Annotated in this window: 10 protein-coding genes and 1 riboswitch; of the genes, 6 read left to right on the forward strand and 4 right to left on the reverse strand. The window is 38.5% G+C overall.

Annotated elements, in window-relative coordinates; translation table 11 throughout:
• Positions 1–11 precede the first annotated feature (11 nt).
• Both AsAng_RS03520 and AsAng_RS03525 read right to left on the reverse strand, forming a co-directional pair.
• Positions 12–2,453, reverse strand: a complete 2,442-nt coding sequence (locus AsAng_RS03520) for an arylsulfatase (RefSeq protein WP_407655323.1) — start codon at positions 2,451–2,453, stop codon at positions 12–14.
• Positions 2,454–2,651: 198 nt separating this feature from the next.
• The gene (locus AsAng_RS03525) at positions 2,652–3,593 is read right to left on the reverse strand and encodes a formylglycine-generating enzyme family protein (protein WP_264791403.1); all 942 of its coding nucleotides are present in this window, start codon (positions 3,591–3,593) and stop codon (positions 2,652–2,654) included.
• A gap of 697 nt (positions 3,594–4,290) precedes the next feature.
• Between AsAng_RS03525 and AsAng_RS03530 the strand changes: the two genes are divergently transcribed.
• Entirely contained in the window at positions 4,291–4,920 is a 630-nt protein-coding gene (locus AsAng_RS03530) for an FISUMP domain-containing protein (protein ID WP_264791404.1), read from the forward strand.
• Positions 4,921–4,975: 55 nt separating this feature from the next.
• Here the strand turns inward: AsAng_RS03530 and thiC are convergent, their stop codons facing one another.
• Complete coding sequence (thiC, locus tag AsAng_RS03535) at positions 4,976–6,844, reverse strand: phosphomethylpyrimidine synthase ThiC (protein ID WP_264791405.1); 1,869 nt, start codon at positions 6,842–6,844, stop codon at positions 4,976–4,978.
• A 37-nt stretch (positions 6,845–6,881) separates the two neighbouring features.
• Entirely contained in the window at positions 6,882–7,097 is a 216-nt protein-coding gene (thiS, locus tag AsAng_RS03540) for a sulfur carrier protein ThiS (protein ID WP_264791406.1), read from the reverse strand.
• Positions 7,098–7,172: 75 nt separating this feature from the next.
• Positions 7,173–7,267, reverse strand: a riboswitch (TPP riboswitch).
• 440 nt (positions 7,268–7,707) lie between these two features.
• Here thiS and AsAng_RS03545 point away from each other — a divergent pair.
• The 5 genes from AsAng_RS03545 (at position 7,708) to AsAng_RS03565 (ending at position 15,177) form a co-directional block, all read left to right on the forward strand.
• A complete protein-coding gene (locus AsAng_RS03545) occupies positions 7,708–8,346 on the forward strand; it encodes an FISUMP domain-containing protein (protein ID WP_264791407.1) in 639 nt (212 codons plus the stop codon).
• A gap of 353 nt (positions 8,347–8,699) precedes the next feature.
• On the forward strand, positions 8,700–9,731 hold the full coding sequence (locus tag AsAng_RS03550; RefSeq protein ID WP_264791408.1) for a PhoH family protein: 1,032 nt from the start codon (positions 8,700–8,702) through the stop codon (positions 9,729–9,731).
• 318 nt (positions 9,732–10,049) lie between these two features.
• Positions 10,050–11,042, forward strand: coding sequence for a deoxyribose-phosphate aldolase (deoC, locus tag AsAng_RS03555; RefSeq protein ID WP_264791409.1), 993 nt, complete (start codon positions 10,050–10,052; stop codon positions 11,040–11,042).
• 32 nt (positions 11,043–11,074) lie between these two features.
• Positions 11,075–13,459 carry an aldehyde dehydrogenase family protein gene (locus AsAng_RS03560; protein WP_264791410.1) on the forward strand — a complete coding sequence of 795 codons (2,385 nt, stop codon included), beginning with the start codon at positions 11,075–11,077 and terminating at the stop codon, positions 13,457–13,459.
• Positions 13,460–13,812: 353 nt separating this feature from the next.
• Positions 13,813–15,177, forward strand: coding sequence for a T9SS type A sorting domain-containing protein (locus AsAng_RS03565; RefSeq protein WP_264791411.1), 1,365 nt, complete (start codon positions 13,813–13,815; stop codon positions 15,175–15,177).
• Positions 15,178–15,182 lie beyond the last annotated feature (5 nt).

Genomic DNA, 15,182 nt, shown 5'->3' on the forward strand with positions numbered 1-15,182 from the left:
TTACAGTATGCTTATTCTTTCATCATCATTCGTCTAGCTTCAGCTTTTCGATTAATAATAGGATTTCCTGGTACGATAACTTCTACATATTTGATTCTTCCTCCCTCAAATTTGCCTTTCTCTGCTAGGTTTGGATAATCTGTAGTGATTGGATCGGCACTATCATAGCCGACACAAAGCCCATCACCTGAAAGAGTAAATTTAGCGGGTTGAGTTTGGATTGATAATGTCTTAACAGGATTATCATTTATATAAAGGGTTAATTTCCCATAAGCTGTACCTCTAGTATCTGTTGAGTCGATGTCAAATTTTGCTTTGAAGACGAAATCTTGACCACTAGTGGTTGCATTTATTGGAGCTTCTAAGAGATATTGTTTGTCGCTAATTCCTAAGAAATTATACAAATATTTGATGGAATCATTTTTTATATATAAGGTATGACCTCCAAAACGAGAACCATGAGCAAATAAAACCCCTTGAGTTGTATCCGTTACATTTTGAACGGTAGCTTTGATGGTATAAGAACGTCCACGAACATTTACTGCAACGCCTTCTGGTACGGCTGTCGTTTTAGGATAATAACGATACTTTTTGCGAGGACGTTCTGGGCTAGGACGTTCTACTAAGAACATATCTTCGGCCGCTCTATCGTCTAAAGGAAGTACATTATTGATCGCAGCTTGTTTGAACCACTCATCTTTTAAAGAATCTAATTTGGCTGGATATCTAGTGGCTAAATTATTCGACTCTGAGCGATCTTTATCAACATGATAGAGTTCCCATTCATCGATCTCAAAACCTATCGTGTCATTAGTCTTTCCACTAGTAGGAGCATGTAAGGCTACAGCCTTCCAGCCGTCTTTCCAAATACCTCTAGTTCCCAACATACAATAATATTGTACCTCTTTTTGGGTTGGTGTCATAGAATCACAAGCTGATTCAAAGGTATAAAGCATAGAAACACCAGAGAGTGGTTTTTGTATTTCTCCATGGTACTTATGTGGCATTTTTATAAATCTACGTTTCTGATCAGGATTTGTCATAGAAACACCTTTATTAATAGCATCAATTAAAGTAGGAACAATATCCACAGAATGGTGATATTGGTGACGAATTTCGCCCTGTACTCCTTGCTCTTTCATATATTTAGGCCAAGTAATAACAATAGGATCATTGGTTCCTCCTGCAAATTGAGAATAACGCTTAAACATTTTAAAAGGAGTAGAGAATGCAGATGCCCACCCTGTTGGAAAATGACTGTAGGTTTCAGTAGAACCAAGGGTATCGATATACTTCATATTTTCATCAATATCATCTGGATAACCATTAAAGAATTTATTTTCATTAACAGAACCATCTGGTGTTCCTTCTCCTGAAGTACCATTATCGGCGGCATAAATAATAATGGTGTTTTCATATTGCCCCGATTCTTTTAGATAGTCAATAATTCTTCCAACTTGATAATCGGTATAGGTAGAAAAAGCAGCAAAGGTCTCTGCCATTCTGATAAAAAGAGCTTGCTCATCAGTACTAAGGTCATCCCAAGGAATTCTAATAGAATCAGAAGGATTCGCTACGTCTTGATCTAAAAAATTACGATCAGTTAGTGCCGTATTCTCTGGCAAGATGCCCTTCTCTTCCATTCTATCAAGAATCTCTTTTCGATAAACATCATAACCTGCAATAAAGGTTTGCTCATCTTTATATTTTTGAATCATGCTATCTGGTGCATGATGAGGAGCATGATTAGCGCCTGGGCAGAACCACATATACCAAGGTTTGCTAGGATTAGAAGCATTTTGGTTGCGCAACATTTTAAGCGCTTGATCTGCTAAGTCTTTTGACAAGTGATACCCTTCTTCGGGGCTATAAGGTGCTTCAATAAAATGATTGTCCTCTACCAAATCAGGATACCAGTTGTTGGTTTCACCACCTAAGAATCCATAAAAACGATCAAAACCCATTTGACAAGGCCAAGAACCACGATAGCCACCTGGGGCAACATCTGTTTCTGGAACATTGTGATTTTTGCCAATCCAAAAAGTGCTATAGCCACTTTCTTGTAAGATGGTTGGGAAGGTTACACAGTTGTCAGGCAATCTACCATTAGAGCCAGGATAACCATCGGCAGTTTCTGTAATAGAAGCCATACCGTTTAGATGGTGATTGCGTCCTGTTAGAATGGTAGAACGAGTAGGAGAACACAAGGCTGTAGTGTGCCATTGAGTATACGTAAGCCCATGAGCAGCAAGGCTATCCATGGTAGGCATTTTTATACTTCCCCCATAAGGTGACCAAGCCCCTAAGCCCGTATCATCGTATAAAATGAATAAGATATTGGGCGCTCCTTTGGGTGCTGTTTTTGGAGTAAATTGTCCCCAATCAGAATGGGAATTATGCACATTTATCTCAATTTCACCATTGGTTGTGTTACCATCATACCACTTTTTCATGCTTAATGGGACATTTTCATTGAATGAGTCAGGCAAGGAGTCTTTCTGTGAACCAGATGGGAGCGATCCACAACTTTGCAGTTTGAATAAAAGAAGTCCAATGCCTAAGCTATAAACAAGCCATTTAATTGGAGAGATAATTTTTCTCATAACGTGATGATAATTTAATAGTTAATAATTGTGTTTATACTTTTTGTCTTAGTTAATATCTTTTACACAGCGAAAACCTGCGTGATTGAGTCCTGTATCTGTACCTGAGCCCATTCTGCGAGCATTGCGATAACCAGAGCAATAACTATCGCTGCAAAGGAAGGAGCCGCCCCGCATGACTTTTTCTTTTAGTAAAGGCATGGCAGGATTATAGGCTGTAGTAGGGCCTGAAGTATTGGCTTTTTGAGCAGCTGCTTTTTGGTAATAAGCTACATCTAGCCAGTCTTCGCACCATTCCCATACATTCCCAGCCATATCATATAAGCCATAGCCATTGGGCGCAAAGGATTTAACGGGGGCAGTGCTATAGAAACCATCCTTGAGTTGATTTTGATAAGGAAAAATCCCCTGCCAAAAATTAGCTTTGGGTGCTCCTTGGTTTACGGGATCATTTCCCCAAGGATAAATCGCATCTTTTTGACCACCTCTTGCAGCCCATTCCCATTCTGCTTCTGTGGCCAAACGCTTGCCTGCCCATTTGGCGTAAGCATTAGCATCTTCCCAAGCTACCTGTACAACAGGGTGATCCATTTTTTGCTCAATGTTACTATTGGGACCTTCTGGATGCCGCCAAGTAGCTCCGCTTGTCCATCGCCACCACAAAGAGGGATTGTTTAGGCGAACGGGGTGTTTGGTTGCTTGAAAGACCAATGCTCCTGGTAATAAGAGGCTATCGGGCGGTTTAGGGGTATTGGGAGGAAGTTCTTTTTTCATCTCTTCCCAATCAATAGGGCGCTCGGCAACAGTTATATATCCTGTAGCGTCAACAAAAGCTGCAAATTGTGCATTGGTTACTTCATTGGCATCCATCCAAAAAGAGCGAATGCTGACATTATGCTTTGGAAATTCATTGGGATCAGCTTGGTCGTTATCACCTCCCATATGAAGTATTCCTTCAGGAATCAGTACCATCTTATTGTAGGATTCCAAGGTAGTATTTAGGTTTGTTTCAGTGCAACTACAGCAGATTAGTAACAGGATGGAAATCGTGATTTTTGTAATTTTTTGGGCTTTCATTTCAGAATTGCTGGATTAAAAATGCTATGAATGGTGTAAAATTTGAAGGTTTATGTCGTAAATCTAAAAGCTGTTTTTGGGCTACTTAATAGTTTTTATATGCAATGGATTTAATAAGTGTTTTATTTTGATGCAAATCAATACATATATTAAAATAGTTGTTTTCATTGCTGATACCAATGTTTGACTCCTTGTTACATGGAGCCCTAAAAGGGGCTAAAACGGCTTTATTTGCATGTTTTTGTATAAAAAAGAAACTAAACAAAAGGCTAAAAAGTAATTATTGAACACTAGAGTAGGCAATAGGCGATTGCAGTTTCTTTGTCGTTGGATTAGAATTGTGGAGTATGAATAGAACTTAATGGAGGGATAAAATTGTTATAACATAAATTGAAAGCCTCAAGGACTAACTTAATGGTTGTTGATGAAGCTAAGAGATTAGCACAATTTTTGCTTTATTTTAGGATAGACCTTCCCCAACTTATTTTTTACGAAGTAACAATTTTATAGCGTAGCATAACTTGTATCACAGCATTGGATACTTATCTATTGTATGAATCTTTTTACTTCCATAAAATAATAATTAGGACATATAAAATCATTTGACAGAATGAAAAGAAAACAAACAATAAGCGTGATCGTGATGATACTTTTGGGAGGACTAATAGCATGTAAGCGTCCTGTTGAATTTGACCCAACAGATCTAGTTGATGATCGAGATGGGCAGCGTTATTCAACGGTGGTCTATAAAGATCAGAGATGGATGGCAGAAAATCTAAATTATAACCTTAACCACTCTAAATTCAATGCTGACAATCCAATTACAGAATATGGTAGACTATATACTTTTGAACAAGCCTCTATTGCCTGCCCTACAGGCTGGCACCTCCCGACAGAAAGCGAATGGAAAGAAATGGAGTATGGGATCGGGATGGGAGCAGGGGAGCTAAATTCATTCGGATATAGAGGAGGGCTGTTAGGATCAGCCATGAAATCCCAAACGGGTTGGATCTTACAAAATGGAACCAATAGCCTAAAGTTTAATGCTTATCCTGCTGGTATATACGATCCTATAAAAGGTACTTTTGAGAAATTAGGCAATCAAGCCTGTTTTTGGACAGCCAGTGATTCTTCTAGTTCTAGTGCTTGGTATCGAGGACTTACCAAGAGCTTTGATGGAATTTATAGAGATACAAAGCATAAGGGCGAGGGATTGTCTTGCCGTTGTATTGAAGATTGAGAGTTGGAAAAAACGATTGTTTTTCCCAACTCATTACTTTTTATTCAAGGCAATTCTAAGTATAAATTTCTGAACCTTTGGTTGTAAATTCTTTAGATTTTTCAGCCATACCTTTTTTAAGGGCATCTTCTTCATTGGTTTTTAGACTAGCAGCATAATCCCTTACTTCTTGTGTGATTTTCATAGAACAGAATTTAGGCCCACACATAGAGCAGAAATGAGCAATTTTTGCTCCATCTGCTGGCAAGGTTTCATCGTGAAACTCACGAGCCGTATCAGGATCTAAAGACAAATTGAATTGATCGTTCCAACGGAATTCAAAACGAGCTTTGCTCAAGGCATTGTCACGATGTTGAGCTCCTGGGTGCCCTTTTGCCAAATCAGCCGCATGAGCCGCTATTTTATAGGTAATAACACCATCTTTAACATCTTTTTTGTTGGGTAAGCCTAAATGCTCTTTAGGAGTTACATAACAAAGCATAGCGGTACCATACCAACCTATTTGAGCGGCACCAATAGCAGAGGTAATGTGATCATAACCAGGGGCAATATCAGTGGTCAAAGGCCCTAGTGTATAAAACGGAGCTTCAAAGCAATCTCTTAATTGCTTATCCATGTTTTCTTTGATGAGTTGCATGGGAACGTGACCAGGTCCTTCAATCATGACTTGAACATCATGTTTCCAAGCAATTTTTGTTAATTCACCCAAGGTCTCTAATTCTCCAAATTGTGCAGCATCATTGGCATCAGCCAAACAACCAGGGCGCAAGCCATCTCCTAAAGAGAAAGCAACATCATAAGCTTTCATGATTTCGCAAATCTCTTCAAAATGGGTATACAAGAAGTTTTCTTTGTGATGCGCCAAACACCACTTAGCCATAATAGACCCGCCTCTTGAAACAATTCCTGTAATTCGATCTGCTGTTAAAGGGACATAACGCAATAACACTCCTGCATGAATCGTAAAATAAGAAACTCCCTGTTCTGCTTGCTCAATTAAGGTATCACGGAAAATCTCCCACGTTAAATCTTCTGCAATTCCGTTTACTTTTTCTAAGGCTTGATAAATCGGAACGGTACCAATCGGAACAGGAGAGTTGCGAATAATCCATTCTCGTGTTTCATGAATATTTTGACCTGTAGATAAATCCATAATGGTATCGGCTCCCCAGCGACAAGCCCAAACGGCTTTTTCTACTTCTTCTGCGATACTAGAAGTAACAGCAGAGTTGCCTATATTAGCATTGATTTTAACCAAGAAATTACGCCCAATAATCATTGGCTCTGATTCAGGGTGATTGATATTGTTGGGCATTACTGCTCGTCCTGCGGCTATTTCATCTCGGACAAATTCGGCAGTGATAAAGCCAGTAGGAATATTGGCTCCAAAACTTTGACCAGGATGTTGTTTAAAATCAACCCCTTGTTGCATCAATTCATCTCTTCGTTGATTCTCACGAATGGCGATATATTCCATTTCTGGAGTAATGATCCCTTTCTTTGCATAATGCATTTGAGATACATTACAGCCTTTTTTGGCACGAAGTGGTTGGTGTTGTAGGCTAGGAAAACGCAAGTGATCTAAGGCTTCATCGTTTAAGCGTTCTTGCCCATATTCAGAGCTAATACTATCTAAGGCTTCAACATCGTTTCGATCCAAAATCCATTGTTGACGCAAGCGTTTAATACCTTTTGTTATATCAATATTGATATTGGGATCTGTATAAGGACCACTTGTATCATACACCGTTACAGGGGCATTTTTTTCTACCTTACCCGTCCCTTTGTGAACCGTATCTTCTAAGGTAATCTCACGCATAGCTACTTCAATGTCATGGATTTTACCCTTCACATAGATCTTTTGTGAAGCAGGAAAAGCGTCTTTTGTGATAACACCTTGACTTGGAATTTTATCTTTTTTCATAATCTCAAATTTTTAGCCCCATGTTGGGATGTGAATTTTAGCCCCCTTGAGTAGCTGTTATAATGGTTACTTTGTCTTGATCCTTAAGATCTAAGTCTTGCCATTTGATTTTAGGAATTACACTGTTGTTAACTGCTATGGCAATACCTGTTTTTTCAGCTTTATTAATTTGCTGAAGCAAACCCAATAGTGTTAATGGAGCAATGTATTGTTGCTCTTTTTGGTTGACCCAAATGTTTATGGTTGTTGGCATAAAAGAAAACAATTAAATAGAATAACTTCAGAATGAAAAGGAGATAGGAAAGACCAATGCAGGATTATGCTAATGATAAGTAGTGCAACTTTTCCCTACGACAGTACGAACTGTATCAGGTAATAAGGGTCTTTCTCAGTACCATAATGGGTACACCCCTAAAGTTTGAAGCAAAGTTAGTAAAAAAAACTATCTCTTCTATAACTTAGAAGGAAATGTATAGTTGAATAATAGAAATTAACTGCTAAGCCTTTTTTTGTAATTGAACAATGGTTTTTGTTTGGAATGAAGTCGATATAAAAACCTGATAAAAATGCAAAAATATGTTATGAGCTTTTTTTCTAATTTGATAAAAAAAATACAATTTAAAACTGTACAATATCATTTATATAGTTTGTGTAATTGGACAACCAATCCATAAAAATCTGATAAATTTGAGTTTTTGTAATTGTAAAATTTACAACAAAAATTTATTTTAAAATTCAGTGAATTCTTAATAGAATGTGCTAAAAACGACACCTTTTTATCGTTGTTTCCTAAAAACTATACCCCCAATATTGGTAACAATGTAAAAGGAAGAGTGTTACTGAAAACTATTAAATAGACAGTTATGACTAATATTGTAATTAAGTTGTTGTTTTGTTATTGCCTAGGATTATTGGTGCTTGGTTGCGATAAGGAAACAAAAGAAGTGAATTGTCCGATTACCTACGGAACATTGGTAGACCCTAGAGATGGTAGCCGATATGCTACGGTATCTATTTGTACACAACTCTGGATGGCTCAAAATTTACGTTACGAATTAGAGGGGGCACTTCTAAATCCTTCTAATCCAGGAACAGAATATGGAAGGCTTTATTCTTATGACCAAGCGTTAAAGGTTTGCCCTAATGGTTGGCATTTGCCTACAGATGAGGAATGGAGAACCTTAGAAGAAGCGCTGGGGATGACAAAAGAAGAAACTGAAAAAATAGGATGGAGAGGTGAAAAAGAAGGGCAATTCTTGAAGTCTACAACTGAATGGAACCAAAAAGAAAATAGTTCCAATAGCGCAGGATTTAGAGCAGTACCTGCTGGGTATCATAAAGAGGAATATTTGGACATGGGGGGACAGGCTTATTTTTGGACTGCTTCTGCTGTTGATGACAAAAACGCTTGGGGAAGATCTTTAAAAGGTGAACAAAAAAAGATAAAACGATCGCAAGAGAATCGGTCAGTTTATCAATCTTGTCGTTGTATCATGGATTAAAAAAAGAACATTCTTTGACAACCTGTAGACTCACGTAGTAAATGGTGTACTCCTAACCCCCAAACGGCATAATTAAAGACGTTAGTTAAAACTTCCACAGGGGGGGGCAAAGAATGAAAAAGAATAAAAATTTATTGAAAGCTTTGTATTTTGGTTTTTGGTCGCTTAGCTTTGATAACCATTGTTCTATAAGTTGAATGTGGAGGGTGGAAATGATTGGAGAGGCAAGCAAATAGTAGGAATAGGGAACCTTATTGGCTTAAAAATTGTAAAATTAGCGTACTAAATGTAAATTGAGTCTTTAAATACCACCTATATCAAATAGACTTAATAGATCACACTAAAAAAAACGAATGAGTTTAAGCGAAGTAGTATTACTTATCGAAGATTTGGATTTGGTTGCCTTTTATGGTCAGAATGACCAACATTTAAATGCTGTACGCAAGGCTTATCCTGATGTTACAATCACTTCTAGAGGAGGAATGATTAAGTTGAATGGTGATAAAAAACGGGTACAGGAAGTAAAGCGTAAACTAGAAATGATGACAAAATTGCTTAGGCAGTATGGAGAACTAAGCAAGGCAAATATCAAAGATATTCTTAGTGGGGAGAATCCTTTTGTAACAAAAATAAAAAAGGATAGCAAAAATGTAATTGTGCATGGTCGCAATGGCAAGCCAATTTTGCCTCGTACACAGAACCAAAAGAAAATGGTGGACTTATCAAACGATAATGACATTTTGTTTGCGATTGGTCCTGCGGGAACGGGCAAAACTTACACTGCTGTAGCGATGGCTGTTAGAGCGCTAAAACTAGGAATGGTAAGCCGAATCATTTTAACTCGTCCTGCTGTAGAAGCTGGCGAAAATTTGGGGTATTTACCAGGGGATTTAAAGGATAAAATTGATCCTTACTTGCGCCCGCTTTATGATGCACTGGACGATATGATTCCGCCTGATAAATTGGCGTTGTATATGCAAAACCGAGTTATTGAGGTTGCTCCATTGGCCTTTATGCGTGGACGAACACTGGATAATTCTTTTATTATTTTGGATGAGGCTCAAAATACAACCGAAACACAGTTAAAAATGTTTTTAACTCGTTTGGGACCTCATGCTAAATGTATTATTACAGGGGATCTCTCGCAGATTGATTTGCCTAGACGTCAGCAATCGGGCTTGATTAAGAGTTTGAGAATTCTGAAAAATATTGAAGGGATTGGAATGTTAGAATTAACCAGTTCTGATGTGGTGCGTCATCGTTTGGTAAAACAAATTATTGATGCTTACGAAAAACATACTCCTTCTACGATTAAAAAAGAGGGCTCAAAAACTAGTTCCGAAAAAGAAACTGAGGAAGGAAAACCAACAGAAGACTCAAAATAGAAGCTAATTTAAGGTAAGCTATAATGGCCATTCTAAGCATTTGTTTAGGATGGCTTTTTTTATAATCCTTTATGTATTTAAATATAAAATCTTATCTTGTTATGCTCGAATTTATTCTCAAAGGAATAATTGGATACGATTTACTGGGTGACCCTTTGGTTTGCCAATAGAGTAATGGTGAATGCAACGAACAATTTATAAAAAGAACATTGGTTCAAGCTATAATTATTCGTAGATATAGGACAAATAGACTGCTAAGAAGATAAGATAGAAATACGGCATAACGCTAACGTAGCAGGCTACTAATAGGATTTAAATATGGAAAAAACAAAAAAGAAAAAGGATGTTCTTTCGCTACAAGAACACCAAAGAAATGAAGGGGTTCCGCTCGATATGAATTACATCAAGGGACTTCGTGTAAATAAGAGTGCTGTTGAGCGTAGAGCGAGTACGTTAGGGAAACGACGCTCTGTCAAAAAAGATTGGCAGGCAGCTTGGTTGTTGAGAGCCGTTACTTGTATTGATTTGACGACTTTGGCAGGAGATGATACTGCTGGCAATGTACAGCGACTTTGTGCTAAAGCAATGCAACCTGTTCGTCAAGATTTGCTAGAGGCAATGGGGATGGATAAGATGGGGATCACTACAGGAGCTGTTTGTGTTTATCATAATTTGATTAAAGATGCAAAGCAGGCTTTAAAGGGGAGTAATATCCCTATTGCGGCTGTTTCTACTGCTTTTCCTGCTGGATTAATCCCTTTGGAGGAACGGTTAAAACAAATTAGATTGTCGGTAGGTGCAGGGGCAAAAGAAATTGATATTGTGATTCATAGAGCACAGGTCTTAACTGGAGATTGGGAAGGGCTTTATCGAGAAATGCGATTGATGCGACAGGCTTGTGGTGAAGCTCATATGAAGGCTATTTTGGCAACAGGCGAATTGTCTACCTTGACGAATGTAGCCAAGGCTAGCCATGTGTGCATGATGGCAGGTGCCGACTTTATAAAAACGAGTACAGGCAAAGAAAAAGAAAATGCTACCTTGCCCGTTAGTTTGACCATGATACGAGCAATTCGGGATTATCACGAACGGACAGGATATAAGGTAGGATTCAAGCCCGCTGGGGGAATTAGAACGGCAAAACAGGCTTTGAATTGGCTGATTTTGATCAAGGAAGAATTGGGAGAGGACTGGTTGAACAATACGCTGTTTCGTTTTGGAGCGAGTAGTTTGTTGGGGGATATTGAACGACAATTAGAACACTTTGTTACAGGACGATATTCGGCTTCGTATAGGCATCCAATGGCTTAGGCATTTTCCAAAAAATCAAAAGTAGAATTAGAATGAACATTAAGAAAATATTTGAAACCATGGAATATGGTCCTGCACCAGAAAGCCCTAAAGCGGCTTTAGATTGGTTGAAAAAACACAACAATAAATTTGGTTACTATAGCAATGGAAAATGGGAAACGCCATCTACCAAAAAATATTTCCCTTCTGTTAATCCCTCGAACAAAGAGGTCTTGGCAGAAATCGCTCATGCTGGAGAAAAAGATGTCAACAAAGCTGTAAAGGCAGCCAAAAAAGCCTTGCCCAAATGGGTGAAACTGGGGGCACACGGACGAGCACGTTATCTTTATGCAATGGCACGTCAAATTCAGAAAAATGCCCGCCTTTTTGCAGTACTTGAGTCTATGGATAATGGTAAACCCATTCGGGAATCTAGAGATATTGATATTCCCTTGGTTGCCCGTCATTTTTACCATCATGCAGGCTGGGCACAATTGATGGATACAGAGCTGAAAGATTATAAGGAACTAGGAGTAATTGGTCAAATTATTCCTTGGAACTTTCCGTTGTTGATGCTAGCTTGGAAAATTGCGCCAGCTTTAGCAATGGGGAATACTGTGGTTCTTAAACCCGCAGAATTTACTTCCTTGACTGCTCTTTTGTTTGCGGAAATTTGCGATCAAATAGGTCTGCCAGCAGGAGTTGTGAATATTGTTACAGGAGAAGGAGATACAGGAGCTGCTATTGTTAAGCATCCCGATGTTGATAAAATTGCTTTTACAGGATCAACAGAAGTAGGAAAAATTATTCGAAAAGCAACTGCTGGAAGTGGCAAAAAATTATCCTTAGAACTAGGTGGAAAATCACCTTTCATTGTATTTGAGGATGCTGATTTAGATTCTGTAGTAGAAGGAATTGTAGATGCTATTTGGTTTAATCAAGGACAGGTTTGCTGTGCAGGCTCTCGTTTGTTGGTACAGGAAAGTGTAGCAGATGCTTTGTATAAAAAAATAAAGGCTCGCATGAAAAAATTGCGAGTAGGGGATGCTTTGGATAAGTGTATTGATATGGGGGCAGTGGTAGATCAATCTCAACTCAAAACAATTACCAAACTTGTTAAGCAGGGAATTGCCGAAGGTGGCGAGGTTTATCAAGCTACAGAGCGCTGTCCCACAGAAGGCTTTTATTATCCACCAACGCTCTTTACAGATGTGCAGCCTTCTTCGTCTGTGGCACAAGTAGAAATTTTTGGCCCTGTGTTGGTCGCAATGACTTTTCGAACACATGCAGAGGCTATCAAATTAGCCAACAATACGAGATATGGTTTGGCTGCTAGTATTTGGACGGATAATATTAATCTAGCTTTGGAGGTTGCGCCAAAAATAAAAGCTGGGGTAGTTTGGATTAATTGCACGAATGTTTTTGATGCTGCTGCTGGTTTTGGGGGGTATCGAGAATCGGGCTTTGGCCGAGAAGGGGGCAAAGAGGGATTGTATGAATATATGAAACCTCGTATTAATGACAGTTTTGCTAAAGAACCTTTTCTTTTGCCACAAACCAAAGATGTTGTTACCTCAACTTCTGCAATCCCAGCTATTGATAAAACGGCTAAGATGTATATTGGGGGCAAACAAGTACGCCCAGATGGAGGTTATACCACTAAAATATACAATCCTAATGGTCAATATGTTGGAGATGTATCAGAAGGAAATCGAAAAGATATTAGAAATGCCGTAGAAGCTGCACACAAAAATACAAGTTGGGGAGGAAAAACAGGGCACGCTCGGGCTCAAGTGCTGTATTTTATAGCTGAAAACTTGGCTTACCGAAAACAAGAGCTAGCAGAAAGAATTGCTGTATCAATTAATGTTAAAATGGCTACAGCGTTAGAAGAGGTAGAATTGTCGATTCAACGAATTTATTACTACGCTGCAATGGCAGACAAATACGATGGAAATGTGCACCATACTATTTCTAGAAATGTGACTCTGGCAATGCCTGAAGCCATCGGAGTAATGGCGGTTATTTGCCCCAATGAATCTCCTTTATTAGGCTTCATTTCTGCTGTGATTCCTGCTATAACAATGGGAAATAATGTAGTGGTAGTTCCATCTGAAACAGCGCCTTTATTGGCAACAGATTTTTATCAAATATTAGAAACTTCTGATGTTCCTGCTGGAACGGTGAATATTGTTACTGGAAATCAAGCTGAATTGGCAGCGGTTTTGGCCAAGCATGATGATGTGGACGGCATTTGGTATTTTGGTAATCAAAAGGTATCTGCTATGATCGAGCAGGCGTCAACCGATAATATGAAACGGACATGGGTATCTCATGGAAAGTATCGAAACTGGCACGAGGTAGCGCATGGACAAGGGGATACCTTTTTGCGCAAGGCTAGTCAGATTAAAAATATTTGGGTTCCTTACGGAGAGTAGCCTTTGAAGGTGACATCTATAGTATAAGCTATATCTATTGAGTTTTAACAAATAAAATCAGTGGATATAGCTTCTTTTTTTATAAGTTTTTGTTACTTTCGAAGGGTGAATGATTCACTAAAAAATCGATTCAGCTACTTGTTTTTTTTTTTTAACGATAGTAGAGTAAGAATATAAATAGTAGATTATTACTAAGTTCAGGACAAAATCATAGATTTACCCCAATATAGAATCAGTCGAAGGCAGCATGGGACATTAGACCGCTATGCTTTAGGTAGATTCAATAATTTTAATGGTTCATCATTATTTTGTCTTGCAGTCGGAGTTTATTAACTAATTAGATAAAAATACACATGACGAAAAAAATAACAATTCTGAAAAAAGCCTTTTTAGGTTTGTTTATAAGTGGTACCGTTACTTTTAACGCCACTGCTCAACAATGGGATACGGTTGGCGTAGCAGGATTTTCTGCTGGGGTATCAACATTTCAAAATATTGAGGTTTATAACGATACTCTATATACTGCGTATGCCGATGGTACGCAAGCTAATAAAGTGACCGTCAAAAAATACGATGGAACGAGCTGGGTCACTGTTGGAACGGATGGTTTTTCGGCAGGAAGTGGAACGGAGTTGGATTTGGAAATCAATAGTGCAGGGGAGTTGTATGTAGTTTATGAAGACAATGCCAATTCTAATGGAATTACGGTTATGAAATACAATGGTGCAACCTGGGGAATTGTAGGTACAGCTAATCTTGCCAATAGTCAAGGACAAAAGCCAAGTTTAGCGTTTGATGCCAATGATGTTCCTTATGTTGCGTTTTTGTCAGGTGCTAACATACCTAATTTGGAGATTGTTGTCAATAAATTTGATGGCAGCAATTGGGTTGCTGTTGGGGGAGCATTGGTTTCGATTAATTCAACCAATTACCCCAATCATGCTAATATTGCGTTTGATGCTAATAATGTTCCTCATGTTACCTACAGTGCTTCAGGGACTAATATTAAGCGTTTTGATGGCACGAATTGGGTTAGTGTAGGAACTAGCACGGTTATTTCAGCAGGTGAAGCAACCTACCAAGATTTATTGTTTGATGCCAATGGGAATGCTAATATAGCTTATAGAGATCATGCGAATGGGGGGAAAACAACGGTACTCAATTATTCATCCAATACTTGGTCTACGGTTGGAACAGCTGGTTTTACAGCAGGAGGATCTACTTATCAAAAATTAGGAATTAGCAGTAATGGGGTGCTTTATGTGGTTCAACAAGATCAAAATGTGACTTCTCACGTGTCTGTTTATGTTTATGATGGAACGAGTTGGATGCTATTAGGTGGCGCACCTGCTGCATCTGGAAGTAAGAACTATACGGATATGGTCATTAATGATGATGTTGTGTATGTCATATTCCAAGATGGTTTAAATGCAAGTAGAGCGGTTGTTTTGAATTATAATATAGGGGTGGCAATTGATAAAATTCAAGCCTTAAACAATTCTGTAACAATTTACCCAAATCCTGTTTACGATCAATTGGTCATCGAAGGCATTGATGCTATAGAAGCAATCAATATTCTTACCATTGATGGCAAACTAGTAAAGTCTGTCGCTTCTACCAATAATACGGTTGCGATTTCTGAAGTGCCTCAAGGTGTTTATTGGCTTCAGATTAGAACAGCAAAAGGAATTGCGCACAAGCGTTTTGTGAAAAAATAGTTTTT

Origin of the sequence: Aureispira anguillae (genome assembly GCF_026000115.1) — a bacterium.
In the GTDB taxonomy this organism is placed as follows: domain Bacteria; phylum Bacteroidota; class Bacteroidia; order Chitinophagales; family Saprospiraceae; genus Aureispira; species Aureispira anguillae.

Excerpts from the sequence above, each read along its gene's own strand:
- thiS (WP_264791406.1), bottom strand. The coding sequence starts at position 7,097 with ATGCCAACAACCATAAACATTTGGGTCAACCAAAAAGAGCAACAATAC.
- thiC (WP_264791405.1), bottom strand. The coding sequence starts at position 6,844 with ATGAAAAAAGATAAAATTCCAAGTCAAGGTGTTATCACAAAAGACGCT.
- AsAng_RS03565 (WP_264791411.1), top strand. The coding sequence starts at position 13,813 with ATGACGAAAAAAATAACAATTCTGAAAAAAGCCTTTTTAGGTTTGTTT.
- AsAng_RS03545 (WP_264791407.1), top strand. The coding sequence starts at position 7,708 with ATGACTAATATTGTAATTAAGTTGTTGTTTTGTTATTGCCTAGGATTA.
- deoC (WP_264791409.1), top strand. The coding sequence starts at position 10,050 with ATGGAAAAAACAAAAAAGAAAAAGGATGTTCTTTCGCTACAAGAACAC.
- AsAng_RS03550 (WP_264791408.1), top strand. The coding sequence starts at position 8,700 with ATGAGTTTAAGCGAAGTAGTATTACTTATCGAAGATTTGGATTTGGTT.
- AsAng_RS03520 (WP_407655323.1), bottom strand. The coding sequence starts at position 2,453 with ATGAAAAAGTGGTATGATGGTAACACAACCAATGGTGAAATTGAGATA.
- AsAng_RS03560 (WP_264791410.1), top strand. The coding sequence starts at position 11,075 with ATGAACATTAAGAAAATATTTGAAACCATGGAATATGGTCCTGCACCA.
- AsAng_RS03530 (WP_264791404.1), top strand. The coding sequence starts at position 4,291 with ATGAAAAGAAAACAAACAATAAGCGTGATCGTGATGATACTTTTGGGA.